We start from the raw sequence: 18,084 nt of genomic DNA on the forward strand, positions 1-18,084 counted from the left end.
AAGCCCCTGAGAGTTTCGAGAGTTGTACTGACTCTTACACGTTGTAGTAGGCCGGGTGCGGAGGGCGAATCGCGTCCCGCTACCATCGGTGCGTGCTTGCTCGCGCATTCCAGCGATTCGCCGACCTGTTCCCGATGCCCTCGCTTCGGGCGCAGCGCTTGATCGCCTTCACGGTGATCCTCACCCAGGCCGGAATCTCGGTGACCGGAGCCATTGTCCGCGTCACCGCCTCGGGTCTCGGCTGCCCGACCTGGCCGCAGTGCTTCCCCGGCAGCTTCACGCCGATGGCGGTGGCCGAGGTGCCGGTGCTGCACCAGGCCGTCGAATTCGGCAATCGCATGCTGACTTTCGTGGTGACGCTGTTCGCGGCCGCGGTGGTGATCGCGGTGACGCGGGCCAAGCGGCGGCGCGAGGTGCAGCTCTACGCGTGGCTCATGCCCGGCGGCACCGTGGTGCAGGCGATCATCGGCGGCATCACCGTGCGCACCGGACTGCTGTGGTGGACGGTCGCGGTGCACCTGCTGGCCTCCATGGTCATGGTGTGGCTGGCCGTGCTGCTCTACGCCAAGATCTGCGAGCCCGACGACGGGGTGCAGACGGTGCGGGTCCCGAAGCCCCTGCGGCTGCTGACCGTGCTGAGCGGCGTCCTGCTCGCCGCGACCTTGATCGCCGGCACCCTGGTGACCGGCGCCGGCCCGCACGCCGGCGACAAGAGCATCGAACGCCAGGTCGAGCGCCTGCAGGTCGAGATCGTCACCCTGGTCCACCTGCACGCCGAACTGCTCGTCGCCTACCTCGCCCTGCTGGTCGGCCTGGCCTTCGGCCTCGCCGCCATCGGCATGAACCGCGCGATCCGCGCCCGGCTGTTCGTGCTTCTCGCTCTGGTGTGCAGCCAGGCGCTGGTCGGCCTGGTGCAGTACTTCACCGACGTCCCCGCCGCCCTGGTCGCGATTCACGTCGGCGGAGCGGCGGCCTGCACAGCGGCAACCGCGGCCCTGTGGGCGTCCATGCGCACCCGCGAATCAGTGCCCGCCGAGAAGCGCGAACCGGTCACCGCCTGACGGCCCGCCGCTCGTTTACGTTCGGCTGTCGGGCGTCAGCGGCTACCGCCGGTCGGCTACGGCGATCCGGCCGGTCGCGAGCACCCGCGACCGGCGTACCGGAACCTCGAGGGCGCGGGCCACGACCAGCAGATCCTGATCGGTGACGATATCCAGGCCGTGGACGGCGAACAGGGCGTGGATCTGTTCGGGCGTCCACGAGGACCGCAGGCGTTCCTGCGCTTTCGATCCCAATCGACCGCCCGCGGCGAGGAACAGCCGCAGCCCCCAGCGCTTCAGCAGCGCCGACCCCGACGCCGGGGTCGGATAGGTGGCGATGAGGCGGCTGCCGGGCGCGGAACGCCGGTCGATGATGTCGAGCGTGCGCTCGACCTCCGATTGGGTGAGATAGGGCATGACGCCCTCCCAGATCCAGGTGGTCGGCAGATCCGGCTGATGCCCGGAGGCTTCGAGCGCATCCCCCAGCGCGTCGCGCCCGAAGTCCACGGGTACGAAGGCAACGGATTTCGCGATCGGCTCCAGACCGCCGAGCCGCGCCTTCTTGTCCGCCTGCGAGGCGGGGTGATCGACCTCGAACACCGCGGTCGCAGCCAAACCAGGCATCCGCCACGCCCGGGCGTCCAATCCGGCCCCCAGCACCACGAGCTGCGGGTTTCCCGCCTCCACGACCGCCTCGTCGATCGCCACCGTCCGGGGGACGAGGATCTCCATTGTCGCCCTGAGCGTTTCGTACCTGATCCGCTCCCCCATCCGGCGCGGCTCGACCTCGGTGCGAGCCCGCTCCACTTCCGCCAGCTCCGCCTCGCGCAACAATCGCGCCGCCACCGGATCGGCGAATCTCCCCACCGCGACCCGGCCGTCCCCGATCGCCCGCGCCTGACAGACCAGCACCGCGGTCCGGCTCGCTTCGTTACCTGCCATAACGAGCAATTATGCTGCCGAGCCCGCCCGGCATCGCAGCGGATGCGCCGTTCCGTACGTGTCAGGGCAGGTCGGCCACGGCTACCCGAGTGTTGGCGAGCCATTCCGGCGATTCATACGGGATCTCCAGCGCGCGAGCAATGCCGAGCAGATCCTCGTCGGTGTCGATATCCAGGCCATGGGCCGTGCACAAGGCGGCGATCTGCGCGGGCGTCCACAGCGACCGAATGCGTTCCTCCCGTTTCGCCCCGGCGGCGCCGGCCAGCGTCAGCCAGAGCCGAACTCCCCACGGCGCGAGCAGCACCGAATGCACCGTGCGCGTGGTGTAGCCGACGATCACGCGGCTGCCCGGCGCGGACCGGGCGGCAATGCCCCGGAGCATGCGTTCCACATGCGGCTTCCGCAGATACCGCACTCCGCCCTCCCAGATCCACGTCGTCGGCTCCGACGCGACCTGCCCGGCCGCCTCGAGCGCGGATTCCAGTGCGGCGCTGCCGAATTCCACCGGTACGAAGCGCACCGACGCCGCGGCCGGATCCGCGTCCCCGATGCGCTCGCGCTTATCGGACTGTGCCGCGGGATGGTCGACCTCGAAGACGACGGTCCAGGCGAGCTCGGTCATGCGCCAGGCCCGTGCATCCAGCCCGGCCCCGAGCACCACGAGTTGTGGATTGGCCGCCGCCCGCACCGCGTCATCGATCGCGACCGTGCGCGCGGCCAGGATGTCCGCGAGGTCGGCGAGCATCCGGTAGCGCAGCCACGCCATGGTCCGCTGTGGTTCGGCAGCGCTCCGAACCCGTTCGACGGCAGCCCGTTCCGGAGCCCGCAACATCCGTATCGAGACCGGATCGGTGAACCGGCCGACCGCGACCCGGCCATCCGCGGCCGCCCGGGCCTGGCAGGTCACGATGCCGGACCGGCACATCATTGTGCGGCTCCCACCAGCAAGGCCCCCGCCGCGACCGCCTCGACTACGGCGAAGAGCCAGATCGGATAGAACGTCGTCCGCGCATCGAGCACCGCCGACACCACCCGACCCAGCACCATCCCGCCCAGCGCCGCGGCGACCGCCACCATGATCCCGTCCCGCAGCGATCCCGGATTCACCGCCGCCGCAATCAGAATCGCCGCCATGGCCACCCCGAATCCGCCGTACACGGCCCGCACCTCGTAGCGCGCCCGGACATCGTCGGCCCGCATCCCGAACGGCCGCACGGTCGCCCCCGGGGCCGCCAGCGCGTACCCACCCATGGCCAAGAACAGCACGGCCACAACCACAGCGATGACGACGGCCACGACAACCTCCACTCCGAAGACGATTCCGGATCAGCATGCGGGCCCGGGCACATCGGCCGCTTCCACAAACCTGCTATCGACGGCTCCCGCCGCGCAGGCAACCGGATCGACACCGCGACCTGCCCGGTATCGGCGCGCCCGCCCACCTCGGGTCGCCGATCCCGGGGACGAGCTCGCAACAGAGCGACGGACGGCCACGGCCGCACCGGCGCGGCAACGGCCGCCGCATCGCGAGCAGGGACGGGCCGTGGACAGCGACCAATGGACGCAGGCCGATGATTCGATAGGCGGTCTCGACAGGCGAAGGCCGGAGGCACAGCCGGAGCGCACGGACATCGCGGGTAAGCACAGGCGTCGGGGGGTAGCCTGCTGCTCGGTTGGATCAGGAGGTTGATGGTGGCCGCTGCGGCGAGGCGCGAGGGTGGGCAGCGTGCCGGGCCCATGGTTTGGCTGTGGGCCGGGCAAGCGCTCTATGTCGGTGCGGCGCTGGATCTTTCACCGCATTCGGGTTCGGTGTGGTGCCTCGCGGTCGGTGTCGATCGGCCGTTCACGCTGCGGGTCGGCGACGGTCGCCCGCTGTCGGTGCGCAGCGCCCTGATTCCGCCGCGTACCACGCATCAGCTCATAGCCGAGGGCGGGCAGATGGTGTTCTGCTATCTGGATCCCGCTTCGGACCGTGCGCGCTCCTGCCGCGAGCGAATGGCGCAGTGGCACGAGGCGATTGGTTCGCGGCACGCGCACGAGCATCGTTTGACGGTTCTCGGCGCGGCGCTCGGTCACGACTCCGCGCAGTCCGCCGATGAGCGCGCGGCCGAGTTGCTCGAGCTGGCAGCGCCCATCACTCCACATATCGTCGATGAACGCATCGCCGCTGCCGCGCGGGTACTCCGGGACGATCCGGCAAGCGCCATTCCCGCACGCGAGCTGGCCACCCGCGCGGGATTGTCGGAATCGCGGTTCCTGCATCTGTTCCGGCAGGAACTCGGCACGAGCCTGCGCCGCTACCGGCTGTGGGTTCGCCTCATGCATGCGGCAACGCTGTCGGCCGCAGGCCACAACCTCACGACGGTCGCCGCCGAAGCCGGATTCGCCAGCCCTTCGCATCTCGCGGATCGGTTCCGGACCACATTCGGCCTCTCCGCGACCCGGCTGATCGCCACCGGCGTGCGGGTGCGCACCTGCCCGCCGCAGTAACCGGTCAGGACACGCCCTTGCATATACGCATACACCTACTTATAGTGACCCGTATACGTATACATCTACTTGCTCTTCAGTAAGTGCCAGGTAGCAACCCGGAAGGGTGCGTGTGATGACTGCACACCAAGCCTCGGCGATCCAGGTGCGGAGCCTGGAGAAGTCGTACAAAGACCTGCATGTGCTGCGCGGGGTGGATTTCGAGGTGGCCCGGGGCAGTATCTTCGCGCTGCTCGGGTCCAATGGCGCGGGCAAGACCACGGTCGTGCGCATTCTCTGCACACTGCTCGGCGCCGATGCGGGGACGGCCAGTGTCAACGGGTTCGACGTCGCCACCGAGGCGGCGCGCGTGCGGGAATCGTTCAGCCTCACCGGGCAATTCGCTGCCGTGGACGAAATCCTCAGCGGGCGTGAGAATCTCGTGCTGATCGCGCACCTGCGGCGAATCGGGAATCCGGGCGCGGTCGCGGATGAGCTGCTGGAGCGTTTCTCCCTCACCGAGGCGGGGGCGCGCCGGGTGTCGACGTATTCCGGTGGCATGCGCCGCCGCCTCGATATCGCCATGAGCCTCATCGGGAATCCGCCGGTCATCTTCCTCGACGAGCCCACGACCGGGCTCGACCCGCAAGCGCGCATCGAGGTGTGGAAGGCCGTCAAGAAACTCGCCGCGGGCGGCACCACCGTGTTGCTCACGACGCAGTATCTCGAGGAGGCCGAACAGCTCGCCGACCGGATCGCGATCCTGCACCAGGGGCGGATCATCGTGAACGGCACCCTCGCGGAGCTCAAGGCCCTGCTGCCACCCGCCAAGATCGAATACGTCGAGAAGCAGCCGACTCTGGAGGAGGTCTTCCTCTCGCTCGTCGGTGACACAGCCACGCACAAGGAACAGCCATGACCACTCGATTCCTCGGCGACACCGGCTATCTCCTGGGACGATCCCTGCGCCATATCGCGCGCAGCCCCGACACCATCGTCACGACGACGATCATGCCGATCGCATTCCTGCTGCTGTTCGTCTATGTGTTCGGCGGCGCGATCGAGACCGGGACCGACTCGTATGTGACCTATCTGCTGCCCGGCATCCTGCTCATCACGATCGCTTCGGGCATCGCCTACACCGCGTTCCGGCTCTTCATGGATATGACGAACGGCATTGTCGAGCGGTTCCAGTCCATGCCGATCGCGCGATCGGCCATCCTGTGGGCGCACGTCCTGACCTCGCTGGTCGCCAATCTGATCTCGCTCGTGGTGGTCCTGCTCGTCGCCCTGCTCATGGGATTCCGCTCCGGCGCGGGTGTGACGGCATGGCTAGCGGTCGCGGGCATTCTGCTGCTGGTCACCCTGGCGCTGACCTGGCTCGCCGTCATCCCCGGTCTCACCGCCAAGTCCGTGGACGGCGCGGGCGGGTTTTCCTACCCGCTCATCTTCCTGCCGTTCGTGAGCTCGGCCTTCGTGCCGACCGACTCCATGCCCGGCCCGGTCCGCGCTTTCGCCGAGCACCAGCCCGCGACGTCCATCGTCAATGCGATTCGTGACCTGTTCGCACAGCAGCCGGTCGGCGCCGATATCTGGGTCGCCCTGGGCTGGTGTGCCGGCATCCTCGTCGTTTCGTACGCGATCGCGATGAACATCTATCGCCGCAAGGTCTCCTAGCTCAGGTGCAGGCGGGTGAGGGGACGGCGCTGGCGGTGAGGATGTTGCATGCCCAGCCCGAGCTGATTCGCCAGGCACCGTCGACCGCGGCGAAGGGGACGACCATCTGCGACTTGCCTTCGGGTGCGGCGGCGAGACCCAGGGCCATGAGGGAGTTGTTCACCGCGGTGGCTCGATAGACCTGGAACTTGGGGTCGTATTGGGCGAGGACCGTGGACAAGCGGGTGATCAGATCCGGGTCCTTGTCGTCGTTTTCGACGCGCAGGGGTTTCGCGGCGGCGGGGATGGCGGGGTCGAGAGACTGGCGCAATTGGGCGTCGAGCTCGTCGACGGCAGGGACCGGGGGCGCAGTCGAGGGTGCGGGGGTGTCGCCGAGGGTGCCGGGGTAGAGCTCGGTGACGATTTCCTTCCAGATGTCGTCGGCGCGGAGCCATAGCAGGCGGGTGAACTGGTTGACGGCGACGGCGACGGAGACGTCGCGGTCGGGGAGGTAGGCGATGTAGGTGGTGTAGCCGGAGGTGGTGCCGCTGTGGCCGAACCACCGGCCGGAGACCATGACGCCGAGGCCGTAGGACAGACCGCCCCTGGCTTGGGTGGATTGTGTTCGGGCGTGCAGGGTTTCGGGCTTCAGGAGGTTGCCGCGGCCCAGCATGCCGGTGTATTCGGCGAGGTCGGAGATGGTGGACACCATGCTGGCGCCCGCGCCGTACAGGGTGGGGGTGTCGCGTGCGGTGACGTCGGTCGGCGTTTCGTCGAAGTAGGCGTAGCCGCGGCTTTCCGGTGTCGGCATGGTCGCGTCGACCGGATAGGTGGTTTCGGTCAGGCCGTAGTCGGCGACCAGGTCGTTGATGACCTCGTGAACCGGTTTGCCGGTGACCTTTTCGAGGACCAGGCCCAGCAGGTAGTACTCGGAGTTGGAGTAGGCGGTGCGGGTGTTCGGCGGGGTCGCGTACTGCGGGTTGCCGGTGATCGCGCGCAGGCGGTCACCCTCGTGCCAGCCGAGGGTCGGCGATTTCGCGTCCAGCTGTTCCTGATACGCGGGCTCGTGATCGAGATCGTAGACACCGCCCCGCATGCCGAGCAGGTCCCGCAGGGTGATGGTGTCGCCGTAGGGGATGCCGTCGACGTAGCGGTTCAAGCGGTCGTCGAGGGACAGCTTGCCTTCGTCGGCCAGACGCAGGACGGCCGTGGAGGTGAAAGTCTTTGTGACGCTGGCGATTCGTACCGAATCGTGAATGTCAGCGGGGCGACCGGTCGCGAGATCGGAGGTGCCGTAGGCCTTCACGTAGGTGCCCCGGTCCGGATCGACCACCGCCACCATCGCGCCCGGGATGAGCGCTGCCGTCATACCCGATTCGACGATGCGGTCGATGGTCGCCGCCGCATCTGCGGGGAAGGCCCGCGTTTCGGCACTGTTCCCGCAGCCGGCCAGGAAGGCGGCGAGCAGCACACCGGCCGCACCAACGATGAACAACCGGCTGCTGTGGTAAATGGCTCGTCCCCCTTCGGTTCTCATTCGAGAGTACCGAAGGGGGATGATCAGAAGTTCTGCCACTCCGGCTTGTTCGCCACCGCGAAGCGGTAGTAGTCGATCGCCTTCAGGTTGGCCGCCGCATCCGGATCCACGATGACGGTGACGTGCGGGTGCATCTGGAGGATCGATGCCGGGCAGAAGGCCGAGACCGGCCCTTCGACGGCGGCGGCCACGGCTTCGGCCTTACCCGGTCCGGTGGCGATCATGACGAGATGGTCGGCGTCGCTGATGGTTCCGAGACCTTGGGTGAGTACGTGGGTCGGCACCTGGCTCAGGTCGTCGTCGAAGAAGCGGGCATTGTCCTCCCGCGTCTTGGGGGTCAGCGTCTTCACGCGGGTGCGCGAGCGCAGCGACGAGCCGGGTTCGTTGAAGCCGATGTGGCCGTTGGCGCCGATGCCCAGGATCTGCACCGAGATGCGACCGGTGCCGGCGATGGCGCGCTCGTAATCGGCGGCGGCGGCCGGGATGTCGTCGGCCTGCCCGTCGGGACTGTGCACGTCGGCGTCGTCGAAGTCCACGTGCGAGGTGAATTCGTCGCGAATGAACTGGGCGTAGGACTGCGGGTGCCCGGGCGGGAGGCCGATGTATTCGTCGAGCAGGAAGGCCTGCACGCCTTGGAAACTCAGTTCCCCGGCGTCGTACTGCCGGATCATCTCCCGGTAGGCGCCCAGGGGCGAGGAGCCGGTGGCCAGGCCGATGGCGCGGGCGCCGCGGCGCACATGGTCGGCCATGATGCGGCCGGCCAGCACACCGGCTTCGGCCGCGTTGTCGGTGATCACGAGTTCCATGCGAGTCCGTCCTTGTACACGGTCAGTGGGGTCAGGTGGTGGTCGGTGACGAGCACATCGGCGTTCATACCCGCGCGCAGCGAACCTACTCGGTCGGCGACACCGAGCAGGCGGGCCGGGGTGGCCGCCGCCGCGGTCGCGGCCGCGGTCAGCTCGACCCCGGCGTGGAAGACCGTGCGCCGCAGCACATCCGCCGCGGTGGCTGTGCCGCCCGCGATCGCGCCCTCCCCGTGCGGGTCGTACAGGCGCGACACCCCGTCCTGCACCACCACATCGAGCACACCGAGGTGGTAGCGCCCGTCGGGCATGCCCGCGGCCGCCATGGCATCGGTGATGAGGGCGAGATTGTCCGCGCCGATGGTGTCGAACACCATGCGCACGGTGCCGTCCGCCAGGTGCACGCCGTCGGCGATGACCTCGGCCACCACATCACCGCGCCCGGCCGCGGCCATGGCGGCGGTGAGGAAATTGGCGTCGCGGTGGGCCAGTTCGGGCATGGCATTGAACAGGTGGGTGATGGACACCCGCCACCCGCGTTTCATGGCGTGCACCGAATGCTCGTAGTCGGCGACGGTATGTCCCAGCGACAGCACGATATTCGCGTCGGCGAGCACGTCGGCGAGCTTGTCGAAGTTCTCGGTCTCCGGCGCGATGGTCACCGCCACGATGCGCCCGCCCGCGAATTCCACCAGCCGGGCCAGCATGTCGGGATCGCCGGGCACGATCCGCTCGGGATCGTGTGCGCCCCGGCGATGTTCGCTGATGAACGGGCCTTCCAGGTGGATGCCCGCCAGCAGCCCGGTGTCCACCGCCGCACCGAGCAGGCCGATGCGTTCGCGCAGTTCGTCTTCGGTCGCCGAGACCAGTGAGGCCACCAGCGTGGTGGTGCCGCGGTCGCGATGGAAGTTCGCGGCCGCGGCGATGCCGTCGGCATCGGTTTCGGGGAAGCCGTATCCGCCGCCGCCGTGGCAGTGCACGTCGATGAGCCCGGGCAGAATGATCGGCGGTTCCTCCGGAAGCTCCGGCAGTTCTCCGTCGAATTCCATTGCCGGGCCGACATAGTCGATCATCGGGCCGTCGAAGGACACGACTCCGTCGGCGAGTTCGCCCACCTCGGTGAGGGGGACTACCCGCCCGCGCAGGATCGGCATCAGCTGGCTCGCCCCAGTGCGCTCCGCGCCGCCACCAGGGCGTCCTCAGCGGTCCGCGCCGCCATCACGGCCGCGGCGGCGGCCTTGCACTGTTCGAGGGTGACCTCAGCCAGCGCCGCCCGCACGCCCGCCAGCGAACGCGGGGCCATGGACAGCGTCTCGACGCCGAGTCCCACCAGCACACAGGCGAATTCCGGATTGGACGCGGATTCGCCGCACACACCCACCGTGACCCCGTGCGCGCTCGCCCCGTCGACCACCAGCGCGATGGTCGCCGCCAGCGCCGGCTGCCACGGATTGTGCAGCGCCGCCAGCGAAGACGACATGCGATCCGCGCCGAACAGGTACTGCGACAAGTCGTTCGTACCGATGGAGAAGAAATCCACCTCCGCGCCGAGCTGCCCGGCGCGGATGGCCGCCGCCGGAATCTCGACCATGACGCCGCGCGTGTCGATCCCGGCCTCGCGGGCGCGGGTGGCGAAATAGTTCGCCTCCTCGACGGTGGCGACCATGGGCGCCATGACCTTGACCGGCGTGCCGGTGGCCTTGGCGGCGGTCTCGATCGCGGTGAGCTGGTCGAGCAGCGCCCCCTCATCGACGCTGCTCAACCGCAGGCCGCGCACACCCAGCGCCGGATTCTCCTCCTCCGGCAGGTTCAGGAACGGCAGCGGCTTGTCGGATCCGGCGTCGAGGGTGCGGACCGTGACCGGCCGCTCCCCCATGATCCGGAAGATCTCGGTGTACTGGGCCGTCTGCTCGTCCACGGTCGGCGACGACTTGCGGTCCAGGAAAAGGAATTCCGTGCGGAACAGGCCCACGCCCTCCGCGCCGAGCTCGACGGCGAGCCGCGCGTCGGCCGCGCTGCCCACATTCGCGAGCAGCGGCACCGGGTGGCCGTCGGCCGTGCGGCCCGGGCCGGTCGGCGCGTCCGCCCGGCGTGCGCGCAAAGCCTCGACTTCGGCGCGCCGCTCGGCATCCGGCGCGATTTCCACGGTGCCACCGGTGCCGTCGAGAACCACCTCGGTGTCCTCGGCGATAGCAACGGCGCCCGGACAGGCCACGACCGCCGGAATGCCCAGCGCCTTGGCCAGAATCGCGGTGTGCGAGGTCGGCCCGCCGGCGACGGTGAGCAGCCCGACCACGATCTCGGGATTCAGCGTCGCGGTATCGGCGGGCGCGAGATCCTGGGCGGCGAGCACGAAAGGCACGGTGCTGTGCGGGATTCCGGGCGGGTCCACGCCCAGCAGCTCCGCCACCACCCGCTGGCCCACGTCCCGCAGGTCGGAGGCCCGCTCGGCCATCATGCCGCCGAGTGCGGCGAGCTGTTCGGCGAAATGCGCCACGGCCTCGGTGACCGAGTGCGCGGTGGGCCGACCGGCCCGGATGCCCGCGCGCACCTGGTCGAGCAGCGCGGGATCGGCCGCCAGGGCCGAGGTCATGAACAGAATGTCCGCGGCCGGACCCTTCGCGTCCAGCGCCTGCGCGCTGTAGCGCGCGGCGACGGTCTCGAAAGCGGTTTCGGCCCGGGAGATCTCGGCGTTCACGTCGCTCCCGGGAGCGTCGTCCGGCGAGGTGACGGGCGCGGACGCCAGCCACTTCACCGGTCCGAGCGCCACTCCGGGAGCGGCCGCGACACCGCGCACCTCATGCGTCAAGATCGGTCTCCAGCAGCGTCACCAGCTCGTCCAGGGCCGCGTCGGCCCCGTCCTCGGCGTGCAGGGTGACCTTGTCGCCCTGCTTCACGCCGAGGGTCATCACCTGCAGCAGGCTTCCGGCGGCGACCGGGTCCTTGCCGTCGATCGAAATCGTCACGGGGACAGGGGAAGCGGCGGCGGCCTTGGCGAAAAGCGCTGCCGGACGGGCGTGCAGACCGGTCTTCGACGCAACAACAGCGGTGCGAGTGATCATTCTTTGACGTTCTCCTTCTCGATTTCCACCTCGTCCGCTTCGCGGCCGGGGGTCTGCAGGTTCCAGCGTCGAATAATGAAGCTGAAGGTGAAGTAGTACAGCGCGGCGTAACCGAGACCGATCGGGATGAGCCACAGCGGTTTGGTGGCGATGCCGAAGTTCAGCAGGTAGTCGATGCCGCCCGCCGAGAAGGTGAAGCCGTCGTGGATGCCCAGCGCATTGGTCAGCGCCAGCGCCGAACCGGTGAAGATGGCGTGGATGAACAGCAGCGGCCACGCCACGAAGATGAAGGCGAATTCCAGCGGCTCGGTAATGCCGGTGACGAAGGCGGTCAGACCGGTCGACAGCATGATGCCGCCGATCATCTTGCGGTTCTCCGGCTTCGCGGTGCGGTAGATGGCCAGGGCCGCGGCGGGCAGGCCGAACATCATGATCGGGAAGAAGCCGGTCATGAAGGTGCCCGCGGTCGGGTCGCCGCTGAGGAAACGCGGGATGTCGCCGTGCACGCCGTTGTAGTCGCCGAGGGTGAACCACACCACGGAGTTGATGATGTGGTGCAGCCCGAGCGGAATCAGCATCCGGTTGGCAAATCCGAAGACGCCGCCGCCCACGACGGAGTTGTCGGCGACCGACTCGCCGAGCCAGGTGAGGCCGGAGTTGAAGGCCGGGTAGACGAACGACATGAGAACGCCGATCACCACCGCCGCGCTGGCGGTCAGGATCGGCACCAGGCGGCGGCCGGAGAAGAAGCCCAGATAGTCGGGCAGCTGCGTGCGGTGATAGCGCTGCCAGAGGATGGCGGCGGTCAGGCCCATCACGATGCCGCCGAGGACGCCAAAGTTGACCAGGGCTTGCGCGCCCTTGGAATCGGTCTTGCCCTCCAGCACGACCGGGGACATGGCCTTGAGCACGCCGTTGAAGGCGAGGTAGCCGACGACCGCCGCGAGCGCGGTGGAGCCGTCGGCCTTCTTGGCCCAGCCGATGGCGATGCCGACCGCGAACAGCAGCGGCAAATTGTCGAGCAGTGCGCCGCCCGCGCCCGCCAAGACATCGGCCACCGTGTTGGTGGCCGACCAGCGGCCGAGCATGTCGTCCTGTCCTAGTCGTAGCAGCAAACCGGCAGCAGGTAGCGTGGCGATGGGCAGCATGAGGCTGCGGCCGAGCTTCTGCAGTCCGGACAGGTCGATTTTCTTGCGCGTGCTAGGTGCAGCAGCGGTATCGGCCATGGCGGGTCCTCAGGATCTGTGAATAGGGTCACGCACATGTATGGTGACTGGTTATAACCAGAGATATACTGGTTATAACCAGTTTTGTCCACTCGACACGCTCGGAGGAATGATGTCCAAAGTCGATCAGATCGTCGCCGGCCTTGGTGGCGTAGGTAACATTGTCGAGGTCGAAGGCTGCATCACGCGCCTTCGCGTCGAGGTGAAGGACTCCGGTCTCGTCAAGGACGCTGACCTCAAGGCCGCCGGCGCCCACGGTGTCGTCAAGGCCGGTAATGCCGTGCAGGTCGTGGTCGGCCCGACCGCGGACGCCCTCGCCGACGACATCAACGATCTCCTCTGAACCGTCGTGAGCACTCAGATCCTGGCGCCCCTGGACGGGCGCGCCATGCCGTTGTCCGAAGTTCCCGATCCGGTGTTCTCCGCGGAGATGGTCGGATCCGGCGTGGCCATCGAACCGCCGGACACCGATGAGTACATCACCGTGGTCGCCCCGATCGCGGGTGCGATCGTGAAGCTGCACCCGCACGCCGCGGTCATCGTGGACGATGCCGGAAGGGGTGTGCTGCTGCACGTCGGCATCGACACCGTCGGCAAGCCCGACATCTTCGAGGTGAAGGCCGCCGAGGGCGATCGCGTGCAGGCCGGCGACCCGCTGGTCGCCTTCTCCCCCAATGCCATTCGCCGGCTCGGCCTCAGCGCCGCGGTGCCGGTGGTGGTGATGGACACCGCCCCCGGTTCGGCGCAGGACGCGGTCACCGGACCGGTCGCCACCGGCGCGGTGCTGTTCTCGATCTAGGCGCCCGGGCAGCCCGCCGGTCGCGCTAAGCGACTGAGCGCCGGCCCCATCGGTCATCCCGGCGTGCTTTTGGCCGGGATCTCGCTCTGTCCGGGTGGATTCCGGCCAAAGCGCGCCGGAATGACGGGGACTTCTCAGGCGAGCCGGGCCTCAACCATTGTGCAGTTCAATGGGTTTGGAGCTGAGATCATGCTGCGGCTGGGCGTTGTCGCCGGCCGACACCGTCATGTAGACCTGGTACCGGTCGGCCCGGTACCAGGAATGCGCGTGTTCCACGCAGCGGTCCCGCGAGTAGGACATGCGGTCGAACGCCAGCAGCGGGGATCCGGTATCGGTGCCGAGCCAACCCGCGTGCCGCTCGTCGGCGGCCACCGCGCGCACCGTCTGATCGGCGCGATCGACGGGGCAGTCGTATTCGTTGGCCATCAGCGAGTACAGCGACTGGGTGAGATCGCGATCGAGCAGTCCGGGCAGCAGATCGGCCCGGTACCAGCCGTCGTCGATGGAGATCGGCAGCCCGTCGGCGAGCCGCAGCCGCACCAGATGGAATGCCTTCTCATTGGCGTTGAGGCTCAGCGCGGTGGTCGACGCCGGCGGCGGCACGGCGTAATCGGTATGCAGCACAACGGTACTCGGCGTCCGCCCGAGCCGACGCATATCCTCGCTGAAGGACGCCATGTGCAGCCGGGAGCGCGCCACCCGCTCGGCCACGAAGGTGCCCTTGCCCGGAACGCGGGTGATGACGCCCTCGGATTCCAGCTGCCCCAGCACCTCGCGCACCGTCATGCGGCTGACCCGGTAGTCGTCGCAGAGTTGCCGTTCGCTGGGCAGCATCTCGCCCGGACGCAGCTTCGCGCACAGGGTCGTCAGCGCCGATCGCAGCTGCGCCTGCTTGGTTACGCGTCCCGCCACGTCATCCTCAGGTTTTCCGTTTCCCCCGCTCGCCGCGGGCTCATCGATGCCTACTTCTCGTTGCGCGCCTTGGGGAATCGCTTCTGGCGGGCGACCCAACCGGCCATCTTGGCCCAGTGGCTCTGCTCGGGGGTGACGATGGAGGTCAGCTCGCGGTCCCACTCGTCGGCCTCGGTGAGCCCGTCGATGGCCTCGATCAGCGCCTTGGCCGTAGCGAGATCGGCGACGACGCGATCACCGAGGATGCCGTCCTTGCCGACCAGGGTGACCCGCACGCCGATGCGCCCGATGGGCTGCAGCACCGCGGTCGCGGAACCGCCGTGCTCGGCGATGAACCCCTTGATGGAATCGACGATGGACGGCGACAACTTCACTGGTGCCGGTGCGGTGGTAGCGCTCATGTGAGGGAGTTTACCCATCGGTAAAGCAGAGTCCATGAGCCACCGCGAACCTCACACCGTGGCGGGGTGTAGAAACGGATGATGCGCGCCATTCAGGTTTCCGAGCACGGTGGTCCCGAAGTCCTGCGGTCGGTCGAGGTTCCGGATCCGGAGATCGGTCCCGGGCAGTTGCTCGTGGAGACCGAGGCCATCGGGATCAACTTCATCGACACCTACATTCGCACCGGGCGGTATCCGCAGTCCGTGCCCTACATTCCGGGCGGGGAGGGCACCGGCGTCGTGGTGGCGATCGCGCCCGATGTCACCGAATTCAAGGTCGGCGACCGTGTCTGCTGGGCGGCGGCTCCGGGCAGCTACGCCGAGAAGGTGGCCGTGAACGCGGCGGTGGCGATTCCGGTGCCGGCCGGGGTGGAGGCGCCGGTCGCGGCTTCCATACTGCTGCAGGGCATGACGGCGCACTACCTGATCGAATCGATCTACAAGCCGGAGCCGGGCGAGACGGTGCTGGTGCACGCCGGGGCGGGCGGTGTGGGCCTGATCCTCACCCAGCTCCTCGCCGCACGCGGCATCCGGGTGATCACGACGGTGTCCACCGATGACAAGGAGAAGCTCTCGCGCGAGGCGGGCGCCGCCGAGGTGCTGCGCTACGACGACGAGATCGCCACGCGCGTCCGGGAACTCACCGACGGCGTGGGCGTCGCGGCGGCCTACGACGGCGTCGGCAAGGACACCTTCGAAGCCAGCCTCGCCGCCCTGCGGGTACGCGGCACCCTCGCGCTGTTCGGCGGGGCCAGCGGCCCGGTCCCCCCATTCGACCTCCAGCGCCTCGCCGCCGCCGGCTCACTCTTCGTCACGCGCCCGACCCTCGCCCACTACACCCGCGATCGCGCCGAATTGCAGTGGCGGGCAGGCGATATCCTCAACGCCCTCGCCGACGGCACCCTGACCATCCGCATCGGCGCGACCTACCCCCTGTCCCAGGCCGAGCAGGCGCACCGCGATCTGGAAGGACGCAAGACGACCGGCTCGGTCGTCCTGCTCCCCTGAACACCCGGATCGCCGCTCAGCCCCCAACCTTGGCCTGAGCGGCAATTGCCCGGCGCGCCAGCATAATCCACCGCTGCCGCTGGCCATCCGTCGCGGTATCGCCGGGCGAGGTGGCCAGCAGCAGAATCACATCGTCGACCGTGACATCGGGATACAGCGCGCCGTCACGGTGCGCCCGGTCGACGAGCCGTCCGACCGCGACCCGGCCGCGCTCCCGGATCGCTTCCAGCGAATCATCCGCCAGCCCGGTGACCGCCACCCGGAGCAGGCGTTCCTGCCGCATATCGATCATCACGCCGCGCAGGAGCGCGATGATCTCGTCGATCGCCGAGGTCTCACCTTCCTCGACGCGCGCCAGGGCCGCGTCCAGTGATCCCGCGATGACGGCGGCCAATTCGCCCACGATGGCGTCGATGAGGTCCTTCTTGTTCGGAAAGTGTCGGTAGAGCGTCCCGACCGCCACGCCCGCCGCCGCGGCGATCTCGTCCATTCCGACCTTGGGTCCGCGCGTGATCACCAGCTCGCGCGCCGAGGCGAGGATCGCCTCCCGGTTGCGCACCGCATCCGCCCGTGGCCGACGTTGCTCCGCCATTGGGTCGCCACCTTTCCTTGCACAGAACATGAACCGCTGGTTCACTTTAATAGTGAACGCACCGTTCATGTCAGGAGCACGGCAGTGAATCCATGGAACGAGACACACATTCCCGATCTCAGCGGGCGCATCGCGGTCGTTACCGGGGCGAATACCGGACTCGGCTTCGAGACGGCGCGGGCGCTGGCCGAACACGGCGCGACGGTTGTGCTGGCATGCCGGGATACCGATAGAGCAGCGGCCGCGGCGGATCGGATCGCACGGACCGCACCCGATGCCGCGATCGATATTCAGGCGCTCGACCTCGCCGCGCTCGGCTCGATTCGCCTTGCGGCCGAGGCGATCCGCGGCCGGTACGCGCACATCGACCTGTTGATCAACAATGCGGGCGTCACGGGCCTGTCCGGTACGACGGCCGATGGCTTCGAAATCCAGTTCGGCATCAACCATCTGGGCCACTTCGCCCTGACCGGCCTACTGCTCGAGCGACTGCTCTCCGCGCCTGCCGCGCGCGTTGTCACCGTGAGCAGCATCGGGCATCGTTTCGGCCGGATCAGGCCCGAAGCTCCCGCCGAGAGCAGCGGAAACGCCTATGCCAAGTCGAAATTGGCGAATCTGCTGTTCACCCATGAGCTCGACCGGAGGCTCGCCCATACCCCGGCGAGTGCGCTCGCCGCGCATCCCGGCGGGGCGAGCACCGAGGTCTTTCGCTACTCCCCCGCGGTATTCCGGTTGCCGAACTTGGCCATTGCCCGCCTATTCGGGCGAACACCCGCCATGGGTGCGCTGCCGACGTTGCGCGCCGCCACCGATCCGAAGGCGGTGGGTGGCCAATACTTCGGGCCCTGCGGGCTTTTCGAGATCCAGGGCTATCCGGAGGTGGTGAAGGCCAGCGCTCACGCCCATGACCGTGAGCGGCAGCGCGGTCTCTGGGAAGCCTCCGAGGCCCTGACAGGTGTCCGGTTCGGCGAGGTGATCAGTAGTCGCGGCCGGTGAGGCCGCGGTAGACGAATCTGGTGAGGCCGTCGACGGCCTGCTGGTCGGTGAGGTCGACCGTGCCGTCGTCGACGGCCTGCAATAGGCCGGTGGTGAGCAGGAACATCATGGCGAGGCTGGCATCGGGGGTGCTGGGAAGTTTCAGCCCTGCGGCGGCGAAGCCGTCCAGGTGGTCGGCCACGTCGGCGCGCTGTTCGGTGGTGAAGTCCGCGAGGATGCGGGCGAAATCCTCGTTGACCAGGGACGCCTGCTCCATGGCGCGGAAGACCGGCCAGTGCTCGCGGGCCGCGGTCCAGTAGCCGTGAATGTGGTAGCGGACCGCTTCCGGATCGGTGAAATCCGGGTTGTGATCCGGATCGGCCGCGCGTGAATCCCCCTCGTCGGCAAGGTCTTTCAGCAAGGCCTGCAGGAGCTCCTCCTTGCCGGCGAAGTGATTGTAGAACGACCCCGCGGCACGTCCGGCGGCCGCGGTGATGTCGGTGATCTTCGTATTCAGATAGCCGCGCTCGGCGAACAATCGCCGCGCGGCGTCCTTGAGCGCCTGCTCCGTCTCGGCCGACTTCTCCCGCCGTCGTCCGGCCATCCCGGCACCACCTCCTTGA

General features: G+C 68.3%; 21 protein-coding genes. 8 read left to right on the top strand and 13 right to left on the bottom strand.

The window, feature by feature from the left end:
- The first annotated feature begins 92 nt into the window (after positions 1 to 92).
- Positions 93 to 1,061 carry a heme A synthase gene (locus tag ACFVIV_RS05425; protein WP_379193550.1) on the top strand — a complete coding sequence of 323 codons (969 nt, stop codon included), beginning with the start codon at positions 93 to 95 and terminating at the stop codon, positions 1,059 to 1,061.
- 42 nt (positions 1,062 to 1,103) lie between these two features.
- Here ACFVIV_RS05425 and ACFVIV_RS05430 read toward each other — a convergent pair whose 3' ends face one another.
- The 3 genes from ACFVIV_RS05430 to ACFVIV_RS05440 all read right to left on the bottom strand — a co-directional run bounded on the left by ACFVIV_RS05430 (position 1,104) and on the right by ACFVIV_RS05440 (position 3,278).
- Positions 1,104 to 1,982 (bottom strand): class I SAM-dependent methyltransferase, encoded by an 879-nt coding sequence (locus ACFVIV_RS05430; RefSeq protein WP_379193551.1) that lies wholly within the window; start codon positions 1,980 to 1,982, stop codon positions 1,104 to 1,106.
- A gap of 61 nt (positions 1,983 to 2,043) precedes the next feature.
- Positions 2,044 to 2,910 carry a class I SAM-dependent methyltransferase gene (locus ACFVIV_RS05435; protein ID WP_379193552.1) on the bottom strand — a complete coding sequence of 289 codons (867 nt, stop codon included), beginning with the start codon at positions 2,908 to 2,910 and terminating at the stop codon, positions 2,044 to 2,046.
- Positions 2,907 to 3,278, bottom strand: a complete 372-nt coding sequence (locus tag ACFVIV_RS05440; RefSeq protein ID WP_379193695.1) for a DUF4345 family protein — start codon at positions 3,276 to 3,278, stop codon at positions 2,907 to 2,909. Before ACFVIV_RS05440 ends, ACFVIV_RS05435 begins: the two co-directional genes overlap by 4 nt.
- A gap of 441 nt (positions 3,279 to 3,719) precedes the next feature.
- On the opposite strand from ACFVIV_RS05440, the gene ACFVIV_RS05445 reads away from it, so the two are divergent.
- The 3 genes from ACFVIV_RS05445 (at position 3,720) to ACFVIV_RS05455 (ending at position 6,128) form a co-directional block, all read left to right on the top strand.
- Positions 3,720 to 4,472, top strand: a complete 753-nt coding sequence (locus ACFVIV_RS05445; protein ID WP_379193553.1) for a helix-turn-helix domain-containing protein — start codon at positions 3,720 to 3,722, stop codon at positions 4,470 to 4,472.
- Between the two features lie 115 nt (positions 4,473 to 4,587).
- A complete protein-coding gene (locus ACFVIV_RS05450) occupies positions 4,588 to 5,370 on the top strand; it encodes an ABC transporter ATP-binding protein (RefSeq protein WP_379193554.1) in 783 nt (260 codons plus the stop codon).
- Positions 5,367 to 6,128: an ABC transporter permease gene (locus ACFVIV_RS05455; RefSeq protein WP_379193555.1), complete on the top strand. Its 762-nt coding sequence runs from the start codon at positions 5,367 to 5,369 to the stop codon at positions 6,126 to 6,128. Before ACFVIV_RS05450 ends, ACFVIV_RS05455 begins: the two co-directional genes overlap by 4 nt.
- A 1-nt stretch (position 6,129) precedes the next feature.
- On the opposite strand, the gene ACFVIV_RS05460 is transcribed toward ACFVIV_RS05455, so the two are convergent.
- From ACFVIV_RS05460 to ACFVIV_RS05485, 6 genes are read right to left on the bottom strand one after another with little or no spacing between them, the layout of a single operon-like run.
- Positions 6,130 to 7,644, bottom strand: coding sequence for a serine hydrolase domain-containing protein (locus ACFVIV_RS05460; protein ID WP_379193556.1), 1,515 nt, complete (start codon positions 7,642 to 7,644; stop codon positions 6,130 to 6,132).
- 23 nt (positions 7,645 to 7,667) lie between these two features.
- Positions 7,668 to 8,450 carry a glucosamine-6-phosphate deaminase gene (gene nagB / locus ACFVIV_RS05465; protein WP_379193557.1) on the bottom strand — a complete coding sequence of 261 codons (783 nt, stop codon included), beginning with the start codon at positions 8,448 to 8,450 and terminating at the stop codon, positions 7,668 to 7,670.
- Complete coding sequence (nagA, locus tag ACFVIV_RS05470) at positions 8,438 to 9,601, bottom strand: N-acetylglucosamine-6-phosphate deacetylase (protein WP_379193558.1); 1,164 nt, start codon at positions 9,599 to 9,601, stop codon at positions 8,438 to 8,440. Before nagA ends, nagB begins: the two co-directional genes overlap by 13 nt.
- On the bottom strand, positions 9,601 to 11,256 hold the full coding sequence (ptsP, locus tag ACFVIV_RS05475; RefSeq protein WP_379193559.1) for a phosphoenolpyruvate--protein phosphotransferase: 1,656 nt from the start codon (positions 11,254 to 11,256) through the stop codon (positions 9,601 to 9,603). Before ptsP ends, nagA begins: the two co-directional genes overlap by 1 nt.
- On the bottom strand, positions 11,246 to 11,509 hold the full coding sequence (locus ACFVIV_RS05480; protein WP_379193560.1) for an HPr family phosphocarrier protein: 264 nt from the start codon (positions 11,507 to 11,509) through the stop codon (positions 11,246 to 11,248). The genes ptsP and ACFVIV_RS05480 overlap by 11 nt, the downstream gene beginning before the upstream one ends.
- Positions 11,506 to 12,735 carry a PTS transporter subunit EIIC gene (locus ACFVIV_RS05485; RefSeq protein ID WP_379193561.1) on the bottom strand — a complete coding sequence of 410 codons (1,230 nt, stop codon included), beginning with the start codon at positions 12,733 to 12,735 and terminating at the stop codon, positions 11,506 to 11,508. The genes ACFVIV_RS05480 and ACFVIV_RS05485 overlap by 4 nt, the downstream gene beginning before the upstream one ends.
- Positions 12,736 to 12,847: 112 nt before the next feature.
- Here ACFVIV_RS05485 and ACFVIV_RS05490 point away from each other — a divergent pair, with 112 nt between their 5' ends.
- Positions 12,848 to 13,078 carry a glucose PTS transporter subunit EIIB gene (locus ACFVIV_RS05490; RefSeq protein WP_379193696.1) on the top strand — a complete coding sequence of 77 codons (231 nt, stop codon included), beginning with the start codon at positions 12,848 to 12,850 and terminating at the stop codon, positions 13,076 to 13,078.
- A gap of 6 nt (positions 13,079 to 13,084) precedes the next feature.
- Positions 13,085 to 13,534 carry a PTS glucose transporter subunit IIA gene (locus ACFVIV_RS05495; protein ID WP_379193562.1) on the top strand — a complete coding sequence of 150 codons (450 nt, stop codon included), beginning with the start codon at positions 13,085 to 13,087 and terminating at the stop codon, positions 13,532 to 13,534.
- 150 nt (positions 13,535 to 13,684) lie between these two features.
- On the opposite strand, the gene ACFVIV_RS05500 is transcribed toward ACFVIV_RS05495, so the two are convergent.
- Together ACFVIV_RS05500 and ACFVIV_RS05505 are read right to left on the bottom strand one after the other, a co-directional pair.
- Positions 13,685 to 14,446, bottom strand: a complete 762-nt coding sequence (locus tag ACFVIV_RS05500) for a GntR family transcriptional regulator (protein WP_379193563.1) — start codon at positions 14,444 to 14,446, stop codon at positions 13,685 to 13,687.
- Between the two features lie 50 nt (positions 14,447 to 14,496).
- On the bottom strand, positions 14,497 to 14,847 hold the full coding sequence (locus ACFVIV_RS05505) for a hypothetical protein (RefSeq protein WP_379193564.1): 351 nt from the start codon (positions 14,845 to 14,847) through the stop codon (positions 14,497 to 14,499).
- Between the two features lie 81 nt (positions 14,848 to 14,928).
- Here ACFVIV_RS05505 and ACFVIV_RS05510 point away from each other — a divergent pair, with 81 nt between their 5' ends.
- On the top strand, positions 14,929 to 15,894 hold the full coding sequence (locus tag ACFVIV_RS05510; protein WP_379193697.1) for a quinone oxidoreductase family protein: 966 nt from the start codon (positions 14,929 to 14,931) through the stop codon (positions 15,892 to 15,894).
- Between the two features lie 16 nt (positions 15,895 to 15,910).
- Here the strand turns inward: ACFVIV_RS05510 and ACFVIV_RS05515 are convergent, their stop codons facing one another.
- Positions 15,911 to 16,486 carry a TetR family transcriptional regulator gene (locus ACFVIV_RS05515; RefSeq protein ID WP_379193565.1) on the bottom strand — a complete coding sequence of 192 codons (576 nt, stop codon included), beginning with the start codon at positions 16,484 to 16,486 and terminating at the stop codon, positions 15,911 to 15,913.
- 84 nt (positions 16,487 to 16,570) lie between these two features.
- Here ACFVIV_RS05515 and ACFVIV_RS05520 point away from each other — a divergent pair, with 84 nt between their 5' ends.
- Positions 16,571 to 17,482, top strand: coding sequence for an oxidoreductase (locus tag ACFVIV_RS05520; RefSeq protein WP_379193698.1), 912 nt, complete (start codon positions 16,571 to 16,573; stop codon positions 17,480 to 17,482).
- Here ACFVIV_RS05520 and ACFVIV_RS05525 read toward each other — a convergent pair.
- On the bottom strand, positions 17,463 to 18,065 hold the full coding sequence (locus ACFVIV_RS05525) for a TetR/AcrR family transcriptional regulator (protein ID WP_379193566.1): 603 nt from the start codon (positions 18,063 to 18,065) through the stop codon (positions 17,463 to 17,465). The genes ACFVIV_RS05520 and ACFVIV_RS05525 overlap by 20 nt on opposite strands.
- Positions 18,066 to 18,084: the final 19 nt, after the last annotated feature.

This window comes from Nocardia sp. NPDC127526, assembly GCF_042672265.1.
Classification (GTDB): domain Bacteria; phylum Actinomycetota; class Actinomycetes; order Mycobacteriales; family Mycobacteriaceae; genus Nocardia.

Coding starts and splice junctions, on each gene's coding strand:
- ACFVIV_RS05445 (WP_379193553.1), top strand. CDS start 3,720: ATGGTTTGGCTGTGGGCCGGGCAAGCGCTCTATGTCGGTGCGGCGCTG.
- ACFVIV_RS05455 (WP_379193555.1), top strand. CDS start 5,367: ATGACCACTCGATTCCTCGGCGACACCGGCTATCTCCTGGGACGATCC.
- ACFVIV_RS05515 (WP_379193565.1), bottom strand. CDS start 16,486: ATGGCGGAGCAACGTCGGCCACGGGCGGATGCGGTGCGCAACCGGGAG.
- ACFVIV_RS05490 (WP_379193696.1), top strand. CDS start 12,848: ATGTCCAAAGTCGATCAGATCGTCGCCGGCCTTGGTGGCGTAGGTAAC.
- ACFVIV_RS05430 (WP_379193551.1), bottom strand. CDS start 1,982: ATGGCAGGTAACGAAGCGAGCCGGACCGCGGTGCTGGTCTGTCAGGCG.
- ACFVIV_RS05525 (WP_379193566.1), bottom strand. CDS start 18,065: ATGGCCGGACGACGGCGGGAGAAGTCGGCCGAGACGGAGCAGGCGCTC.
- ACFVIV_RS05480 (WP_379193560.1), bottom strand. CDS start 11,509: ATGATCACTCGCACCGCTGTTGTTGCGTCGAAGACCGGTCTGCACGCC.
- ACFVIV_RS05485 (WP_379193561.1), bottom strand. CDS start 12,735: ATGGCCGATACCGCTGCTGCACCTAGCACGCGCAAGAAAATCGACCTG.
- nagA (WP_379193558.1), bottom strand. CDS start 9,601: ATGCCGATCCTGCGCGGGCGGGTAGTCCCCCTCACCGAGGTGGGCGAA.
- nagB (WP_379193557.1), bottom strand. CDS start 8,450: ATGGAACTCGTGATCACCGACAACGCGGCCGAAGCCGGTGTGCTGGCC.
- ACFVIV_RS05460 (WP_379193556.1), bottom strand. CDS start 7,644: ATGAGAACCGAAGGGGGACGAGCCATTTACCACAGCAGCCGGTTGTTC.
- ACFVIV_RS05510 (WP_379193697.1), top strand. CDS start 14,929: ATGCGCGCCATTCAGGTTTCCGAGCACGGTGGTCCCGAAGTCCTGCGG.
- ACFVIV_RS05505 (WP_379193564.1), bottom strand. CDS start 14,847: ATGAGCGCTACCACCGCACCGGCACCAGTGAAGTTGTCGCCGTCCATC.
- ACFVIV_RS05450 (WP_379193554.1), top strand. CDS start 4,588: ATGACTGCACACCAAGCCTCGGCGATCCAGGTGCGGAGCCTGGAGAAG.
- ACFVIV_RS05435 (WP_379193552.1), bottom strand. CDS start 2,910: ATGATGTGCCGGTCCGGCATCGTGACCTGCCAGGCCCGGGCGGCCGCG.